The organism is Salinibacterium sp. NG22, assembly GCF_015864925.1.
Lineage (GTDB): Bacteria > Actinomycetota > Actinomycetes > Actinomycetales > Microbacteriaceae > Rhodoglobus.
Map to the genome: position 1 here is coordinate 549,683 of NZ_JADYWG010000002.1, position 15,708 is coordinate 565,390.

General features: G+C 62.9%; 19 protein-coding genes. 9 read left to right on the forward strand and 10 right to left on the reverse strand.

Translation table 11 applies throughout. The features are described 5' to 3' along the window. The first annotated feature begins 22 nt into the window (after positions 1 to 22). Positions 23 to 661: a cyclase family protein gene (locus I6E81_RS12140; RefSeq protein WP_197108100.1), complete on the forward strand. Its 639-nt coding sequence runs from the start codon at positions 23 to 25 to the stop codon at positions 659 to 661. Positions 662 to 665: 4 nt separating this feature from the next. On the opposite strand, the gene I6E81_RS12145 is transcribed toward I6E81_RS12140, so the two are convergent. Continuing rightward, the gene (locus I6E81_RS12145; RefSeq protein ID WP_197108102.1) at positions 666 to 1,673 is read right to left on the reverse strand and encodes a Gfo/Idh/MocA family protein; all 1,008 of its coding nucleotides are present in this window, start codon (positions 1,671 to 1,673) and stop codon (positions 666 to 668) included. Positions 1,674 to 1,835: 162 nt separating this feature from the next. On the opposite strand from I6E81_RS12145, the gene I6E81_RS12150 reads away from it, so the two are divergent. Both I6E81_RS12150 and I6E81_RS12155 read left to right on the forward strand, forming a co-directional pair. Then, positions 1,836 to 2,702 (forward strand): DNA/RNA non-specific endonuclease, encoded by an 867-nt coding sequence (locus I6E81_RS12150; protein WP_197108104.1) that lies wholly within the window; start codon positions 1,836 to 1,838, stop codon positions 2,700 to 2,702. Positions 2,703 to 3,040: 338 nt separating this feature from the next. After that, the gene (locus I6E81_RS12155; protein ID WP_231604159.1) at positions 3,041 to 3,364 is read left to right on the forward strand and encodes a nitroreductase family deazaflavin-dependent oxidoreductase; all 324 of its coding nucleotides are present in this window, start codon (positions 3,041 to 3,043) and stop codon (positions 3,362 to 3,364) included. Positions 3,365 to 3,419: 55 nt separating this feature from the next. Here the strand turns inward: I6E81_RS12155 and I6E81_RS12160 are convergent, their stop codons facing one another. Further along, a complete protein-coding gene (locus I6E81_RS12160; protein WP_197108114.1) occupies positions 3,420 to 4,436 on the reverse strand; it encodes an epimerase in 1,017 nt (338 codons plus the stop codon). A 53-nt stretch (positions 4,437 to 4,489) separates the two neighbouring features. Continuing rightward, on the reverse strand, positions 4,490 to 5,065 hold the full coding sequence (locus I6E81_RS12165; protein WP_197108116.1) for a TetR/AcrR family transcriptional regulator: 576 nt from the start codon (positions 5,063 to 5,065) through the stop codon (positions 4,490 to 4,492). 71 nt (positions 5,066 to 5,136) lie between these two features. On the opposite strand from I6E81_RS12165, the gene I6E81_RS12170 reads away from it, so the two are divergent. Further along, entirely contained in the window at positions 5,137 to 6,177 is a 1,041-nt protein-coding gene (locus I6E81_RS12170; protein ID WP_197108118.1) for a zinc-binding dehydrogenase, read from the forward strand. A 73-nt stretch (positions 6,178 to 6,250) separates the two neighbouring features. On the opposite strand, the gene I6E81_RS12175 is transcribed toward I6E81_RS12170, so the two are convergent. Further along, positions 6,251 to 6,613 (reverse strand): GntR family transcriptional regulator, encoded by a 363-nt coding sequence (locus tag I6E81_RS12175; RefSeq protein ID WP_197108119.1) that lies wholly within the window; start codon positions 6,611 to 6,613, stop codon positions 6,251 to 6,253. Beyond that, the gene (locus I6E81_RS12180) at positions 6,610 to 7,341 is read right to left on the reverse strand and encodes a hypothetical protein (protein WP_197108121.1); all 732 of its coding nucleotides are present in this window, start codon (positions 7,339 to 7,341) and stop codon (positions 6,610 to 6,612) included. Before I6E81_RS12180 ends, I6E81_RS12175 begins: the two co-directional genes overlap by 4 nt. Before the next feature lie 230 nt (positions 7,342 to 7,571). On the opposite strand from I6E81_RS12180, the gene I6E81_RS12185 reads away from it, so the two are divergent. Both I6E81_RS12185 and I6E81_RS12190 read left to right on the forward strand, forming a co-directional pair. Further along, positions 7,572 to 8,342 (forward strand): gamma-glutamyl-gamma-aminobutyrate hydrolase family protein, encoded by a 771-nt coding sequence (locus I6E81_RS12185; protein WP_197108123.1) that lies wholly within the window; start codon positions 7,572 to 7,574, stop codon positions 8,340 to 8,342. A 61-nt stretch (positions 8,343 to 8,403) separates the two neighbouring features. Then, on the forward strand, positions 8,404 to 8,859 hold the full coding sequence (locus I6E81_RS12190; protein WP_197108125.1) for a hypothetical protein: 456 nt from the start codon (positions 8,404 to 8,406) through the stop codon (positions 8,857 to 8,859). Here the strand turns inward: I6E81_RS12190 and ald are convergent. Further along, a complete protein-coding gene (gene ald / locus I6E81_RS12195) occupies positions 8,856 to 9,944 on the reverse strand; it encodes an alanine dehydrogenase (RefSeq protein WP_197108127.1) in 1,089 nt (362 codons plus the stop codon). The two genes, I6E81_RS12190 and ald, sit on opposite strands and share 4 nt — an antisense overlap. Positions 9,945 to 10,099: 155 nt before the next feature. Here ald and I6E81_RS12200 point away from each other — a divergent pair, with 155 nt between their 5' ends. After that, entirely contained in the window at positions 10,100 to 10,570 is a 471-nt protein-coding gene (locus I6E81_RS12200; RefSeq protein WP_197108129.1) for an Lrp/AsnC family transcriptional regulator, read from the forward strand. 112 nt (positions 10,571 to 10,682) lie between these two features. On the opposite strand, the gene I6E81_RS12205 is transcribed toward I6E81_RS12200, so the two are convergent. The 4 genes from I6E81_RS12205 to I6E81_RS12220 all read right to left on the reverse strand — a co-directional run bounded on the left by I6E81_RS12205 (position 10,683) and on the right by I6E81_RS12220 (position 13,318). Beyond that, positions 10,683 to 11,576, reverse strand: coding sequence for a F510_1955 family glycosylhydrolase (locus I6E81_RS12205; protein ID WP_307784154.1), 894 nt, complete (start codon positions 11,574 to 11,576; stop codon positions 10,683 to 10,685). An 82-nt stretch (positions 11,577 to 11,658) separates the two neighbouring features. Then, a complete protein-coding gene (locus I6E81_RS12210; protein WP_307784156.1) occupies positions 11,659 to 12,063 on the reverse strand; it encodes a DUF6153 family protein in 405 nt (134 codons plus the stop codon). A gap of 88 nt (positions 12,064 to 12,151) precedes the next feature. After that, positions 12,152 to 12,637, reverse strand: coding sequence for a DUF1801 domain-containing protein (locus tag I6E81_RS12215; RefSeq protein WP_197108133.1), 486 nt, complete (start codon positions 12,635 to 12,637; stop codon positions 12,152 to 12,154). Between the two features lie 9 nt (positions 12,638 to 12,646). Further along, positions 12,647 to 13,318 (reverse strand): DNA alkylation repair protein, encoded by a 672-nt coding sequence (locus I6E81_RS12220; protein WP_197108135.1) that lies wholly within the window; start codon positions 13,316 to 13,318, stop codon positions 12,647 to 12,649. A gap of 140 nt (positions 13,319 to 13,458) precedes the next feature. On the opposite strand from I6E81_RS12220, the gene I6E81_RS12225 reads away from it, so the two are divergent. Further along, complete coding sequence (locus tag I6E81_RS12225; RefSeq protein ID WP_197108137.1) at positions 13,459 to 13,992, forward strand: MarR family winged helix-turn-helix transcriptional regulator; 534 nt, start codon at positions 13,459 to 13,461, stop codon at positions 13,990 to 13,992. Continuing rightward, entirely contained in the window at positions 13,989 to 15,692 is a 1,704-nt protein-coding gene (locus tag I6E81_RS12230; protein WP_197108139.1) for an MDR family MFS transporter, read from the forward strand. The genes I6E81_RS12225 and I6E81_RS12230 overlap by 4 nt, the downstream gene beginning before the upstream one ends. Positions 15,693 to 15,708 lie beyond the last annotated feature (16 nt).

The window sequence follows — 15,708 nt, forward strand, 5'->3', positions numbered from 1 at the left end:
CTCACCAGGAATCAGGTACCCCATGCGCGAACTGAGCCACCCCATCACCAGTGGAATGCAGGTTTACCCCGGTGACCCTGCGGTCTCAGTCGATAGCGCACTCAGCGTGGAGCAGGATGGCGTTGACGTCAGCCTGCTCCACCTGGGATCACACACCGGCACCCATCTCGATGCCCCGTCGCACACCGTCGCCGGCGGCCGCACGACAGCGGCAATCAGCCTTGAAGAACTCGTCGGCGACGCGCTTGTCGTGCACCTCGCTGAGCAGAGCGCTCACGCAAGCTATGGCCTCGCCGAGATCACGGCAGCGCTGGGTGAGATTCCCGCCGCCGTGCCCGCCATCGTCATCATCAACACCGGATGGGCTCACCACTTCGATTCAGACGAGGCGTTGAATCATCCCGCGATTGCTCCGGATGCCGCAGCGGAACTCTGGAGCCGTGGCATGCGATTGCTCGCCGTCGACACCCTCAGCCCCGACCCCACGGGCGAAGGCTCCACTGATTTTCCGGTGCACGAGATTGTGCTGGGCGGCGACGGCCTCATCGTGGAAAACATCACCGGCCTTGAGGGACTGCCCGAGCGCGTGCGCGTCGGTTTCTTCCCGCTACCGATCGATGCCGACGGTGCACCGGTGCGCGCGGTCGTTCTCAACGACTAACGACTCAGTTGGAGATAGCGGCAAGAATCGTGTCGCAGATCGCCATCGTGCGCACGTTATCCGCTGCCGACGGGCTGAGTTCTTCGGTGCCCTGCAGCACTCCGACGAAGTGCTGCATCTCGCCGATGTAGCCACGCAGATAGAGATCTTTGAGACTCCCGGATCCGGGAGAGTTCGAGACGTCGAACGTGACGGACCGCTCAGAGAGGGTTTCGCCCGGCCCGGCAACAGTGCCGGCAACTTCGCCCGTAAGCACCTGGATGCGGCTCAGGTCGGAGACCCGCACAACCCCGTTGGCGCACGTCACACTGAGCTCTTCGGTCTCGCGCGACCACGCTTTCGCTGAAACGAAGTTCAACGATCCGACGACACCGTTCTCGTGGCGGACCTGCACGATAATCGCGAGTCCGTCGCCGACGCTGTTCTGCATCGCCGACACGTCAACCACCTCGCCGAATACGTCGCGCACGAGATCGATGAGATGGATGACCGCCTGGGTGATGAACTCGACAGGGGTGAAGTCGGGCTTCCACGCGGCGAAGCCGAACTCGCAGGCGTAGGAGATGACCGGGCCCTGCTCGGTGTCTTCACCAATGAGGGTTTTCAGCTGGGTGTAGGCCGGGGCGAAACGCTTCATGAATCCGAGCATCACGGGCACACCGGCATCCGCTGCAATTTCGGAAATTTTTCGGGCTTCGGCCTCGGTTGACCCGAGTGGCTTCTCGACGAACACAGCGACTCCTGCGCGAACGCAGTCGGCAACGACGTCAGCCTGCAGGTGCGGCGCAAGCGACACCACAATGCCATCGAGGTTTGTGGCTTCGATCAGCGCGAGGTGATTCGAGAAGATGGGATGGATGCCGCGGGCTTCGGCCTCAGCGACGCGGGCAGGATTGCGCTCCGCAACGCCAACCAGAGGAACACCCGTCGCGGCAAACGCGGGATAGAGGTTGAGTGAGGAGTGGAGGCCTGCGCCCACAAATCCGATTCGGGGCTGTGCAACGCTCGGCATAGGTCCTCACCTCTTCTGTGCACGAGTGGCACTGCCCCATTGTCTCCCACTCTCGCGGAGGCGCGGCCGCGAGGGGAGCCGTGGTGTGCGGGTGTGCGCTGGGTGGTGCGCGCATCCTGAATTGTCCGGCCCAATGTCAGGCGCGGCTGCTTCACTACCTCCATGGATGCCGCATCGCTCAGTTCCGACGGGTACGACGCTGATTTCTTGGGTGTTCCTGTGCCGTTGCCCTCCCCGGCCTCAGGAGCCCCGATTCGTAAGTTGCCGTATACGCATTTCTCGGTAAATCTGGATCCGCTGCGGGGTCTCGCCAGCGCGACCGGGGTGAACATCGATGGCGATCAGCTCGTTGATGTGGGTCGCGGCAATGACTGGCATCTGGATTCGCGCATCCCGGAGCAGGAACAGACCGGCGAAGCGGTGTACGCCCGCAACGATCTCGACCGCGGGCACCTTGTGCGGCGGCGTGACCCCGTGTGGGGTGACGGGGCGACTGCAAGCCAAGCGAATTACGACACGTTTGCGTTCACGAATGCTGCGCCCCAAGCTGCGGGATTCAACCAGTCAAAAGAGTTGTGGCTCGGTCTCGAAGATCACGTATTGGAGTACGCGCGCACGAACCGAAACCGCATCAGCGTGTTTACGGCGCCCGTGCTCGGCGACGACGATCCGGTGTACCGGGGTGTGGGCATCCCGCAACTGTTTTGGAAGATCGCCGCGTGGGCGACCAGCGTGGATGGCGCTGCCGTACTCCGGGCTGCAGGGTTCGTGCTTGACCAACGCCCTCAGCTCGCCGATATTGACCTCGACGAGGCGCGCGCTCAAGCCCTCGCTAACGGTGCTCCCCCGCCGTTGGGACCATTCCGCACCTTCCAAGTGCCCATCGTTGATATTGCTGAACTCACCGGACTCGACCTTCGCGTTCTCTCTGACGCGGATGCTCTTGCTCCTGCCGACGCAGCCGCTCAGGGCTCAGAGCCGCACGCACGATGGGTCGAACTGCTCGATACCCTCGCGCTTCGCCTTTAGCCTGTCCACGCCGAGTGAGGCGAGGAGTTGCGTCTATCGCGCAATAAGCGCTGCCGTAGCACGACGAGAGGTTTAGTACTAACCTGTCGGGAATCAGTACTCTCATCGCCCGAGGACTTCACTAACCCGGTTTCGCGCTGGCACTGACCCCACTCGGGATGCCGATGTATCGAGGATAGCCCCAGTGAAGGAGCACACTCATGAGCAAGTCTGCGAAGCCCCGAAAACTCCCGCCGAGATGGTTCGTTCGCGCCGCTTGGCGTGTTCATCGCGCCATTGTTAAGCTCACCAGAAGTAGGCGCGGGTTGTGGCTGGCGGAGCCCGACAAGTGGGGAGCGATGCGTGTCACTACAGTCGGCCGCCGCACTGGCCAGGAGCGCAGCGTCATTTTGGGCTACTACGAAGACGGCCCCAACCTCGTCACCATGGCGATGAACGGATGGGGCGAGGGCGAACCCGCCTGGTGGCTCAACCTGCTCGCGCATCCTGAGGCGACGGTCGAATTGGTGACCGGCCGGCATTGTGTGACCGCTGCTGCAGCGGAAGGAAACGAACGTGCGGCGCTCTGGGAACGGTGGCGTGAGCTACACGATGGCCTCGATGAGTATTCGAAGCTTCGCTCTACCGAGACCGCCGTGGTAGTGCTCCGCCCAAGAACGTAGCGCTCCCCGCCAGATGACTTGCCTGCGCCCGCAGCCAGGTCGATTGCAGAACCTTTTATCGAGCCGAAACCACATCAATGGCACCCGCGAGGTCGGGATGCTCGAACGTGAAGCCCGCCTCAGTGAGCGTGCCGGGCACAACCCAGCGGCTCTTCAGGATGAGTTCGGGTTCGGTTCTGAGAACCCACATGGCCGGCTCGAGCATCCATCGCCAGGCGGGCAAACCGAACGGGGCCCCAACCGCGCGGCGCAGGATACCCATGAGCGTGCGGTTGTCGGAGGGGTTAGGGCTCGCGAGGTTGACCGGCCCGGAAATTGTTTCGGTGTCACGCAGAAAGCGGATCGCGTTGACGACATCGTCGAGGTGAATCCAGCTGAACTTCTGCCGACCGCCCGTCTTGTGGCCTTCGGCGCGACCACTGCCTGTGGGGGCCGGGCCGATGCCGCGGTACCGGTTGTGGCCGAACCACCAGCCATCGATTTGCGGGCCGCCGAGTCCGATCCGCGCGAGTCGCAGCAGCAGGTTGGTGGCGGGGCCATCGCCGAGCACGATCGCCATGCGGAGGGCAACGCGGCGCGTGTGCGGCAGCTCGCCCTCGAAGAATTCGTTCTCCCAATTGCGGGCAACATCCACCGAGAAGCCCTTGCCGAGTTCGCCATTGTCGTCGCTGTTCGGGCGGTCGGTCGAGTGGCGGTAGATCGTCGCGGTTGACGCGTTCATCCAGATGGCGGGCGGGGAGGATGCCGCAGCGATCGCCTCGCGCAATGCCCGAGTTGTGTCCACCCGCGAGCGCAGAATCTCGTTGCGGTTCTTGACGGTGTAGCGGCAGTTCACGGATTTTCCGGCGAGGTTTACGACAATCGCTGAGCCATCGATGAGACGGGCGATAGCGGCGGGGTCATTCCACGTGACCGCGGAACTGCGGCCGATAAACCGCACGTCGTAGCCGTCGTCGCGAAAGGCGTCGGCGATGGCTGGCCCGACGAAGCCGCTGGCCCCGGCGATTACGGCAATCGGCTGTGCCGCGCTTGGTTCCGCCGCTGATTGTGCCGTTACCGGTTCCACTGGCATGACGCCCCCATCAGACTGAAGTTTTCTCAGGCAAGTCTATCGAGGTGCCGCTACTAGGAGTGCGCTGGTGCAGCGGCGCGAACGAGCGTGCGTGCCAACTCGATACTCACCGAGAGGGTGTCGAGCGGGAGCTGCTGGGTGACGAGAGCGCCCTCGTGCAGCACCAAAAGTTGAGTGGCAAGCGCGGCGGGAGCCGCGCATCCGGCGGCCGTAGCTAGCTCGGCAAACAGGGTTAGCAGCCACTGCTTTTGCTGCGTGGCGATGAGGTGCGCGGGATGCGCAGGGTCGGGCAGTTCGGCGAGCGCGTTGATGAAGGCGCAGCCGCGCGGGTTGGACGGGTTCCAGGTGCGGAGGGCTTCGAGTGGGGCGAGCACTGCCTCGACCGGTGCGGTGGCAGCGGCGATTGTTTCGCGAACCAGCAACTGCCAGCGCTGTTCGCGCTCCTCGAGGTACGCGACAACGAGCTGATCTTTGGAGCCGAACTGGTTGTAGAGGGTGCGCTTGGTCACGCCCGAGTGCTCAGCGATGAGATCGACGCCGACCGCAGTGATGCCGCGACCATAGAAGAGGTCGCCGGCGGCCGCCAGAATGCGCTGGCCTGCGGCTGACATCGGTTTCGTTTCCGACACTCGACACCCCTTTACCGATCGGTGTACTGTGGATCAAGTTCACCGATCAGTATACCCACGAGGAGACTTCCATGGACGTTCCCACCACCATGCGCGCCGTACAACTCACCCAGCACGGCGGCCCCGAGGTGCTGCACCTGACCGAGGTAGCGACACCAACGCCCGGAGCCGGAGAAGTTCTCGTGAAGGTGAGCGCCGCCGCCCTGAACAACACGGATCTGTGGACTCGCGAAGGCGAATACGGCAAGCCCGGTCCTCGCGCCGGATGGCGTGGGCCGCTCGACTTTCCGCTCATCCAGGGCGCTGACGTTGCTGGCTATGTCGCCGCAGTCGGCGAAGGCGTCAACGAGAGCGTGCTCGGCTCGCGGGTCGTGATCGACCCCGCTGTCTACGATGCCGACGAGCCGGATGCCAACATCACGGGGCTCATGGGCAGCGAACGTGACGGCGGTTACGCCGAATATGTGACGGCACCGCTGAACCGCATCCACGATGTGAGGGAGTCGAAGCTCAGCGACGATCAGCTTGCCGCCCTCCCCATTTCCTACGGTACTGCCCTCGGCATGATCGAACGCGGCCGATTGCAGTCGGGCGAAACCGTGCTGGTCTCCGGAGCATCCGGCGGTGTCGGAATTGCCCTCGTGCAGCTCGCACGCGCTCGTGGCGCCCGCGTGATCGCCATTAGCAGTGGCTCCAAGATTCAGGCGGTGCTGGATGCGGGTGCTCACGTTGTTGTCGACCGCGCGAACGACATCGTCGAGCAGGTGCACGCAGCCGCCCCCAACGGCATTGATGTCGCCCTCGATGTCGTCGCCGGAGACCTCGTTCACGACGGACTCCCCCTGCTGCGCAAGGCCGGCCGCTGGGTCGTGGCCGGAGCACTCGGAGGCCACACGGTCAGCTTCGACGTGCGCGACCTCTACCTGCACAACCGGCAACTCATCGGCTCCACCATGCACACCCCCGAGCATTTCGAACTGCTCATGGGAATGGCGCGGCGCTCAGACATCGTGCCTTTCGTTGCCGCGACGTTCCCGCTTGAGCAGGCGGCCGAAGCGCAAGAAGAGCTCGCTCGGCGGGCGCACGTTGGCAAGATCGTGCTGCATCCGTAGCAACTGAGTGAGTTGCTACGGATCGACGGGGTTGCGCAGACAGGCTCGTCGCAGCGCGCACCCAGTGCGCCACCTAGTCTCCGTACGCCAACGAATCCCAGTCTGAACGAACCATACTGAGAGCATCCTCCAGCGGAATAGAAGCGCCGCGCGCGCTGTGGATGAACGCTACCGCCGCCGCGCGCAGATCGTCACTCGCGACAACCGTTTCCTCCACTCGAGCACCGCGGCGGTCGCAGCGGATGAGCCCGGCTGCCTCCAACTCAGTGAAGGCGCGAGCGACGGTTCCCGGTGCCACGCGCAGGTCGCCAGCAAGCTGGCGAATTGAAGGGAGCCTGGCCCCGGCATCCAGTTCGCCCGCACGGATGGCATGGGCAAGTTGGCCGCGGATTTGCTCGAAGACGGGAATAGCCAGCGACTGATTGACGGTGATCATGCTGTCGGCTGCTCGGCAAGGGCACGGCGACCGCGGATCTTGTGACCAATCAGAGAGGTCGCGAGCACGATGCTGACGATGAGTTCAACGATCGCCCCGATCACCAAAACGGCAGTGAGCATCTGCGAGGTCGCATCTACGGCAAGCGCAACAGTTCCCGACGATGTTTGGCCGGCCCTCACCGCGAGGTAGACCGAAACATGATTGCCGAGCATCGCAACGGCGTTGGCGAGAAGCGCGAAGAACAGAGCGCTCGTAAGAGACGTCACGATGCGCGCGGCAACACTGCGAACCGCGACGTCGAGCACCAGCTGTTCTGGCGTTGGCGGAGCCGCACGGTGCGCGAATTTGCGAAGCGTGAAGAAGCTGGAGGCTGCGACAACAAGAACAAGCGCAGCAATCACTCCACTAAATTGCAGGGTCGCTCGATCGCCGCCGAGAGCGCCTTGATCAAGAAATGCGACGAGCACCACCGCCGTGTGCACGACGAGTGTGGCCACCGCGAGCACCGCCATTGCGGCAATAGTGCGAGGTTGTGCGAAGCTCCACCAGCGACGCGCCCGAAGACTAGCAACGGTGATCGAGCGCGATTGATGGGTCGCGCGAGGCACACTGCTAACTGCGGCATCCTGAAGTGGATTCGGCGCCTTCGCCAACCGCACGAACACCATGACCATCGCTATCGCCAGCACCGCGACGATCACTACTATTCCGTTGTCTAACGTCATTGCTCCCCCTGTGTCACTGTATTGATACAGGATGCCGTCTGTATCAATAAGTTGGTACACCCAGTTTGGGGGCGCTCGGACCTAACCGCCTTATTGCCGTCACCCTGCACGACGGCGATATTGCCGTCGGTCATTATCGCCGGCAGCGCCCTGAAGCCCAGACAACCCCGCCTCGTTTAGGCTGAACCCAGCGGTCTCAGCGACCGAACGCTGGCAAGAGGATTCCGCCCATGACCACCACCCCTGAGCACGTTCCCACCATCGTTTTGTCGAAGGCGTCGGCGGGTGGCGCTCACGAAAAGCCTGAGCTGACGGCGCTGATTCATGGGCTCGAAGCATCCATGAAATCGGCGATCGAAGCCACCGGTGCTCGCGTCATCAGCGTTGACGGCTTTACCGAGGCTGACGTGGATGCCGCGCTCAGCCAGGCGGACGGCGTCGTACTGCTCGGCGGTGGCGATGTTGACCCCGACGAGTATGGGGCGACGGAGCGGCATCCGAAGCTCTACAACATCGACCGCACGACCGACCGCGTCGATATCGAGCTCGTGAACCAGGCCACCGAACGTCGCTTGCCCATCCTCGCGATCTGCCGCGGGATGCACATCGTGAACGTTGCGCGCGGTGGAACGCTCATCCAACACCTCGAACCGAGCGCCGTTGTTCATAGCGGCGGCGGAGTCGACGCGATGGTCGATCACGACGTGACCCTCGATCCCGCTTCGCAACTCTCCGAGCTGTATGGCGTCGGCACGATGACAATCCGCTCCGGGCATCACCAAGCGGTGGATGTCGTGGGTGCCGGGCTCACCGCCACCGGTCGCGCTGCTGACGGCTTGGTTGAAGCGGTGGAAGGCACCGACCCGACCTCTCCCCTGATTGCCGTGCAGTGGCATCCCGAAGACGACAAGTCGAGCGAGCACGACCGCGAACTACTCTTCGGCTGGCTCACCGCGCAGGCGCATGATTTTCACGCACGCCAAAGCGAAGTAGCCGCTTAGAGCCGGTCACCAAAGCTGAAGCATCCTTGCGAATGGATGCCCGCAGTGCAACGCTGAGAGCATGCGGAAACTAGCCCTTATCCTCCTTGCCGCTAGTGCCGTACTGGTTCTCGCGGGCTGCACCGCCTCCGCTAACCCTGAGTTTGCGCCCGCCAGTGGGTCGCCGGCCGAATTCCCGGAGTGGGTGCGCGAGGACTTCACGAACGAATATTCCGACCTCACGCTTGTCAGCGAAGACACCGAAGAAGTCGACCAAGATCTCATTTATTCCGCACGCAACACCAAGGATTTTGTGTGCGTCGTCATCGCAACCCCTCCCACCGGGGGCGGAGATGGCGATGACTGGTTCCTCTCAGCAGGGTGCGTGCCGCCCTCACGCTTCGCTGAGAACGGCGCAATGGTGTCGTACGGCGGCGGAGGCCGCAGCGGCGGAGCTCACCTATTCCCAACCGGCTTCAACATACCTCTCGAAGCCGGATGGGTGCGCGTGAGTCCGCAGCTAGCGATCCGAGACTAGCGAACCGCCATTGCGGCGCGAACGCCAGCGTTGACGATTTCGCCACCAGCTACGTTCAAGCCGCGAGCAAGCGCCGGGGATGCGGCAGCGGCGGCATCCCAGCCCAGGTTCGCGATGGCGACAACGAACGGCAGCGTGGCATTGCTGAGCGCGCGAGTCGAGGTGCGCGGAACAGCGCCGGGCATGTTGGCAACGCAGTAGTAGAGCGAGTTGTGAACCGTGAAGGTGGGGTCGTCATAGGTCGTGGCGTGGGAGCCTTCGAAGCATCCACCCTGGTCGATCGCGATGTCGACGAGCACCGAACCGGGCTTCATCGACGCCACCATTTCGTCAGTGACGAGCTTGGGAGCTGCAGCGCCGGGGATCAGCACCGAGCCGATAACGAGGTCGGCTTCGAGAAGCTGTTCGGCAATTTCGTAGCGCGTCGAAACACGGGTCTGAATCTGGCCGTTGAAGCGCTCTTCGAGAACCCGAAGGCGCGGCAGCGAAATGTCAATGATCGTGACGGCTGCGCCCAAACCGAGAGCGTTAGCTGCGGCGTGCTCACCAGCAACACCGCCACCGATAACAACAACCTTGGCCTTAGGGGTTCCGGCAACTCCGCCGAGCAGTTGACCACTGCCACCCTCAGCCTTGAGCAGAGCGTGGGCACCAGCAACGATCGAGAGTCGACCAGCGACCTCGCTCATCGGGGCAAGAAGCGGAAGCGAACGGTCGTCGCCCTGAACAGTCTCGTAAGCGATCGCGGTGGTTCCCGAAGCGACGAGGGCCTCGGTCAGCGCGCGGTCCGCCGCGAGGTGCAAGTAGGTGAAGAGAACGAGGTCTGTGCGAAAGTAGCCGTACTCCGAAGCGATCGGCTCTTTGACCTTCACAACGAGGTCGGCGGATGCCCACACCTCGGCTGCGTCAACAACAATCTGTGCGCCTGCTGCCGCGTACAGCTCATCGGTGAAGCCACTACCGAGGCCAGCGCCAGCTTGAATGATGACGGTGTGCCCGCCAGCCGCCAAGGTATCAACGCCCGCAGGCGTGATGGCGACACGATTCTCGTTGTTCTTGATTTCAGCAGGCACGGAAATGCGCATCGACTTACCTTTCGCAGCGGGGTGGAGTTGCTCAACCCTGTCAGAAATTCTGCCTTTTGTGGAAAAGTCAGAATTTTGATCGGCGTATTTTCAAAAGTGATGTGAATTCGTGCGAAAATGGCACCTCAGCGACATTTCAACCGAAGGATCTTCGCATGGCCGACGAGCTTGATCTGATCGACACGAAGATCCTCGCGCTTCTCTCGCGGGATGCCCGGATCAGCAACGCGGCTGTCGCCAGCACCGTGGGTATCGCAGCATCCACTGCCCACACTCGCATCAAGTCGCTCTTCGACCGCGGCCTCATCACGGGATTCCACGCTGCGCTCAACCACGAGAAGCTCGGCCGAGGCCTTCAAGCCATCATCGGAGTCTCCCTGCGCCCGGGCGCGCGCCAAGAGAGCATCCAGGCATTCACCGAAGAAATCCGTCGGCTGCCCGAAGTGATTCAACTCTTCTTCGTGGGCGGTGGGGATGACTTTCTCGTGCACATCGCAGTCGAGAACTCGTCCAAGGTGCGGCTATTCGTAGTCGACCATCTGTCGGCCCGCCACAGCGTTGCCTCGACCAATACGAGCATGATCTTCGAATACCACCGCAACGCGGTTGCTACTGACTTCGCCTAGAAAAGGTCGAAGCGCGGCGCCGTGTCGGGTGGCGGGTGGCACGGGTGGCGGGTGGCAGAAGAGTCGTACTCGCGGTCGCCAAGCATGAGCTCGGCGACCGCGGAATCCTGGGCTATCCGGCCGTAAGAACCGTCCAGGTGTTTCCACCGTCGAACGACTCGACAAGACCGCGCTCATCGATCAGAGCGATGCGGTCGCCCTCGGCCCCGACGGTGAGCGCGAACGCGGTCCCCTGCACCGAGCCTCGGGCAGACCACCCCTCCGTCTCAGACGAACGCACCCAGACGGCGCCCTCAACATCCACTCCCACGAGCATTCCGGGTGCATTTGCTGCGGCCGCAAGCAAATACAGCAGCGGTGCATCCGCAGTCAGAACGAACGACTGCCCGGAATTCTCGCTCACCGCCAGACCGTCGGGCGTAGTGGCATATAGTCTCTCAGCGCTGCTCGGGTCAGCGACGAGTGAATAGGCTTCAATGCTCGCACCGGCGCTCCAGGTCACCCCGCCATCTGTGCTCGCCGACAGCGGCGCACCGTCAGATGACAATCCGTACAGCTGGCTGGGGTCATTCTGGTTGACAGTGAGCGAGTGGAAATCTGTGGCCCCGGCTAGCGAGACGCTCGCCCATGACTCCCCCGCATCCGCACTCGAGAGCAGCCCTAGGTTCGGCCCCTCAAAGGTGCTGGAGCTAGAACTCGGATGCCCGGAAACGAAATACTGATCGCCCGCCGCCGCGAAGCCCATCGCATCAAACGGCTCTCCGCCAAGAGGGCCGCTCAACTCGCCGGCAGCATCCACGCGGTAAATACCCGAATGGCTCGCGACAAGTACGTTGTCGTTCGAGTCGATTCCTAAGCCATGCACGTGCTCGAAAACGTTTAGCGCTGACGGCGCAGTGTCGGCACCGGCGATCGGCGCTGGAGAAGCGCACCCGGCCAAGGCAATCGCGACAATGGATGCGCTGGCTGCGAGGGGGATGGCATTCTTCTTGATTCTGTTCTTCACTGTGTTCCTTCTCATGCGTACTCAAATCGGCGGCGCCCCGAAAGGAGCCGTAAAGATCTCGGCTAAGCCGACATCCCGCCGATTAGGTGCGGTTGATAGAAAGCGCGTGAAGCGAAGGTGTGATGGCGCCCGTGACGGGGCCAGCGTTGTGAGCGTTCGGGGACAGCAACGGAGCAGCAACCGCCCACTGCGCCCGGAACGATGCAAGCGCAACGACACCGGTCAACGCAGCGACCGGCGTGCACTCCGCCATTGACATCGACGAATCGGAGTCGCTGGGGCAGGGGCAATGCTCGACGCTCGAGGGTTCCGAGTCGTGCGATGCTGCGGCGGATTGGGCGATAGTGTGGCCGGTCATGGCCGGAGCCGCATCCGCTGCGACCGAGTGCATGGCGACAAGCGCCACTATCGCCAGCAGCGCCGCGATCACCAGAAGGGCAGCACGAAGCGATTGAACAACGTTCGTCGCCTGCTGCGTCACGGTCACCCTCCCTGCTTTACGTCCCACTGATCGTAATCGACGGCGCACTCTCGCTAGCTGGGCGATAGCCGATAACGAAGACGGGCTGCGCTTCTCAGCGCCGAGCTTCTGAACCGAGATGATAGGTCAGCGCCTGCCGCACGCACTCACGCAACTCATCGACCGGGATGCTGTCGCCAACGTTGAAGAGCACCGCGCGGTCGCCCTCATACGCGAAGGTTTCGCCGAACTGGGCCCGAAAGTCGCTGACGAGGTTGGTGCTGCAGATAAAGAACATCGCATAGTCGTGTTCTGACTTCGCGTTCGTCGGTGCGATGCGAATCGTGCTGCCGCTGCGCGTCTCCTTCGTGAGGTACGCGGGCTCGCCCCACTTGAGGGTTTCGGTGATCGTGCCAACACCGTCAGTCTCGGATGCCGTGGCCAGGATCAGCTCGCGAAGCGTGAGCAGTTCGGCGCGTATCGGTTCCGGATAGTCGCTGAAAGTTGCCGCCACCTCCGCCGGCATGGCCGTGCTGCTGGAGGCCGCCCCAGCACCGGCACTCGCAGCCGCACTCGTGTTCGTCTTCGCCGACTCACTCATGCTTCGACGCTACCGCTTCTCTTGGCGGCGCACCATCTCCGCAATCCACAGCGGAGCATAGGGCGAGGTGCACCCCCGCGGGGTGGGGTAGTCCTTCAGCACCTCGAGCCGTTCGCCAATCTCGAGCGCTCGCTCGCGCAGGTCGGCATGCTCAATTCCGATGTAGGCGAGGGTGTTGTTCATCTCCCACTGAAGTCGATCCGGCGCATCCTTCATCTCGGCATCGACGACGACGAGCAGGCTGGGGAGATCGAGCCCGTCAGCCTTCTTGCGCACTCGCTCGGCGGTCAGTGCCCAGCCGGCGCTACGCACTCCGGCATCCGGGTCATCCGTCCACGCCGCCCGCAACTCTTCGAAGTGGGGGCTCTTCTTGACGACATAGTTGATCAACCAGTCGCGCACCTTCGATGCCCTCGCCTGGCGCACCATGGCATCCAATTCGGCGGCAGTGAACTCTGTGGGCCGACAGATGAGCAGCGCCAAGAGTTGCGCGGGGGTGTCATCCGTTTCCCACAATTCGATGGCGAGTGGATGCTGCGTCGTGAGCCGCTTCGCAATCGCTCGCAGCTTGCTCAGATTCACCCCGTGGTCATCGCCATGCCGTTCGTTAACGGCGCGAACCTTGGGATCCTCGAGCGCCGCCAATTCAGCCATCACCTCAGCGGCTGCAGTGGTATTCATGCCCCGACGCTACTCCCCCTGCGCCTGCCGTGCGCGAGCACAGAGCACGGTCAGATCGACGCCAGAAAACTCCATCAAAGATTTAGTTGCTTAAGGTAAGCAATATGATTAGTCTCGCTAAGTGCTTAAGGAGACGAGACATGATTGACGAGACGGATGCCGCACGGCTACTTACCGGCATGGTCACGATCAGCCGCACCTTCCGCAAGGCCGGCCAACGCAGTCGCGAACGCAGTCTCGCCGGCACGAAGTACGGATTCTTGCGGTGCCTGATCGACTCTGATGCTCGACTCGGTGAACTCGCCACGCAGCTCGTTGTCTCAGCCCCCGTCGCTTCCCGCGCTGTCGAGGCGCTCGAAGCAGAAGAGCTCGTCGAACGCCGCCCTGACCCGAGCGATGCACGCGCGATCCTCATCTCCATCACCGAGCAGGGGCGCACGGCGGTAGCCGAAGGCAACAGCCACATCATCCGCAATTTCGCTACTGCTCTCGACGACTGGTCTCCCCAAGAAGCCGAGCGGGCCATCAGCCTGCTCGGCGTGCTCAACGAGCGTTTGGCTGACGTGCTTGAGCCCTCCGAAACTCCGGCCGACGCTGACGCCAGCGCCATGCCCGACCCTGCTAAACCGACCGACACACTCACCACTCACGACGAAGACGAGAACAACGAATGACAGCCCCCGCACGCGCCGCGGCGCAATCGCCAGACCAGCCCGGCGCGCCAGTGACCTACACCCACCGCGAAATTCTGCAGGTGATGACCGGCCTTCTCGCCGCTCTCTTCACCGCCATGATTTCCACCACGATCGTGTCGACCGCGCTGCCGACCATCATCGCCGAACTCGACGGAACCCAGCGCCAATACACCTGGGTCATCACCTCAAGCCTGCTGGCCATGACGATCACGACCCCGATCTGGGGAAAGCTGTCTGACCTGTACAACAAGAAGATGCTGACTCAGCTGTCCATCGTCTTCTTCCTCGTCGGCTCGATCGCCGCCGGCTTCGCTGGCTCTATCGGCGTGCTGATGATCGCTCGCGCACTCCAAGGCATCGCGATGGGTGGCCTCACTGCGCTCGTGCAGTCGATCATGGGATCGATCATTGCGCCGCGCGAACGTGGACGCTACGCCGGCTACATGGGTGCCGTCATGGCCGTCGCCACGGTCTCCGGGCCACTCTTAGGCGGCATCATCACTGACTCGCTCGGATGGCGCTGGTGCTTCTTCGTCAGCCTTCCGTTGGCCATCATCGCTCTCATCGTTCTGCAGATGAAGCTTCACCTGCCCACCAACCCGCACGCCAAGACTCAGCTTGACTACCTCGGAGCCGTGCTCGTCTCCATTACCGCAGCCCTCCCGATGCTCTGGGTCACCTTCGCCGGCAACGACTACGACTGGATCTCCTGGCAGTCGGGCGTCTTCCTCGCCGCGTTCCTCATCGTCGGCTTCTTTGCTGTTGTTGTTGAACTGCGCGCGCCCACCCCGATGATTCCGTTGCGCCTACTCGGCAACTCGACCACCATCTGGATGATCGTCGCCAGCGTCGGCATCGGTGTCGGGATGTTCGGCTCGGGCATCTTCTTGACTCAGTACTTCCAGCTCGGCACAGGAGCTACCCCCACGCAGGCCGGCCTGATGACGATCCCGATGATCATTTCGCAACTGCTCTCGGCAACCATCGGTGGGCTCATCGTCAGCCGCATCGGTCGCTGGAAGCCCGTCATGCTCGTCGGCAGCGTCTTGCTGCTCGCCGGCCTCACGGGCCTCGGCACGATCACCCACGACACCGCCTACTGGACTGTCGTGATCTACATGGTGCTGATGGGCGTCGGTATCGGCGCACTCGTGCAGAACGTCGTGCTTGCGGTTCAGAACACCGTCGACGTGAAGGATGTCGGATCTGCCTCGGCTGCAATCGCGTTCTTCCGCTCGCTCGGCGGCGCCGTTGGCGTCACCGTCTTGGGTGCGGTGCTCACCAGCCACGTGAGCACCAACATCGTCGACGACCTGGCCGAGATCGGCGTTGACCCCAACGCGCTCTCGAACGGCTCCGGCGAAACCAGCCTCGACATCACTGGTCTGCCCGACGTCATCCAGACGGCATTCCACCATGCCTATGCGGATGCGTTCGGTTCCATCTTCATGATCGCCGCGCTGGTCACTGCCACCTCAGTGATCGCGATTGCCGTAGCGCGTGGCTCAGTGCTGCGCACCACGATCGGCATGGCTCCGCCCGCCGGAGTGACGGTCACCGAGGCCGGCGCCGAGACCCCCGCTGCCGACGCAGCGACGGACAGCGACACAGCCGGTGATGCAGCCGGTGAGGCATCCGAAGGTTCGACTGAACGAACTGATCGCCCCGGCACGGACTAAGCCGCGCTGGCTCGCT

Excerpts from the sequence above, each read along its gene's own strand:
- I6E81_RS12140 (WP_197108100.1), top strand. The coding sequence starts at position 23 with ATGCGCGAACTGAGCCACCCCATCACCAGTGGAATGCAGGTTTACCCC.
- I6E81_RS12145 (WP_197108102.1), bottom strand. The coding sequence starts at position 1,673 with ATGCCGAGCGTTGCACAGCCCCGAATCGGATTTGTGGGCGCAGGCCTC.
- I6E81_RS12150 (WP_197108104.1), top strand. The coding sequence starts at position 1,836 with ATGGATGCCGCATCGCTCAGTTCCGACGGGTACGACGCTGATTTCTTG.
- I6E81_RS12155 (WP_231604159.1), top strand. The coding sequence starts at position 3,041 with ATGCGTGTCACTACAGTCGGCCGCCGCACTGGCCAGGAGCGCAGCGTC.
- I6E81_RS12160 (WP_197108114.1), bottom strand. The coding sequence starts at position 4,436 with ATGCCAGTGGAACCGGTAACGGCACAATCAGCGGCGGAACCAAGCGCG.
- I6E81_RS12170 (WP_197108118.1), top strand. The coding sequence starts at position 5,137 with ATGGACGTTCCCACCACCATGCGCGCCGTACAACTCACCCAGCACGGC.
- I6E81_RS12175 (WP_197108119.1), bottom strand. The coding sequence starts at position 6,613 with ATGATCACCGTCAATCAGTCGCTGGCTATTCCCGTCTTCGAGCAAATC.
- I6E81_RS12180 (WP_197108121.1), bottom strand. The coding sequence starts at position 7,341 with ATGACGTTAGACAACGGAATAGTAGTGATCGTCGCGGTGCTGGCGATA.
- I6E81_RS12185 (WP_197108123.1), top strand. The coding sequence starts at position 7,572 with ATGACCACCACCCCTGAGCACGTTCCCACCATCGTTTTGTCGAAGGCG.
- I6E81_RS12190 (WP_197108125.1), top strand. The coding sequence starts at position 8,404 with ATGCGGAAACTAGCCCTTATCCTCCTTGCCGCTAGTGCCGTACTGGTT.
- ald (WP_197108127.1), bottom strand. The coding sequence starts at position 9,944 with ATGCGCATTTCCGTGCCTGCTGAAATCAAGAACAACGAGAATCGTGTC.
- I6E81_RS12200 (WP_197108129.1), top strand. The coding sequence starts at position 10,100 with ATGGCCGACGAGCTTGATCTGATCGACACGAAGATCCTCGCGCTTCTC.
- I6E81_RS12215 (WP_197108133.1), bottom strand. The coding sequence starts at position 12,637 with ATGAGTGAGTCGGCGAAGACGAACACGAGTGCGGCTGCGAGTGCCGGT.
- I6E81_RS12220 (WP_197108135.1), bottom strand. The coding sequence starts at position 13,318 with ATGAATACCACTGCAGCCGCTGAGGTGATGGCTGAATTGGCGGCGCTC.
- I6E81_RS12225 (WP_197108137.1), top strand. The coding sequence starts at position 13,459 with ATGATTGACGAGACGGATGCCGCACGGCTACTTACCGGCATGGTCACG.
- I6E81_RS12230 (WP_197108139.1), top strand. The coding sequence starts at position 13,989 with ATGACAGCCCCCGCACGCGCCGCGGCGCAATCGCCAGACCAGCCCGGC.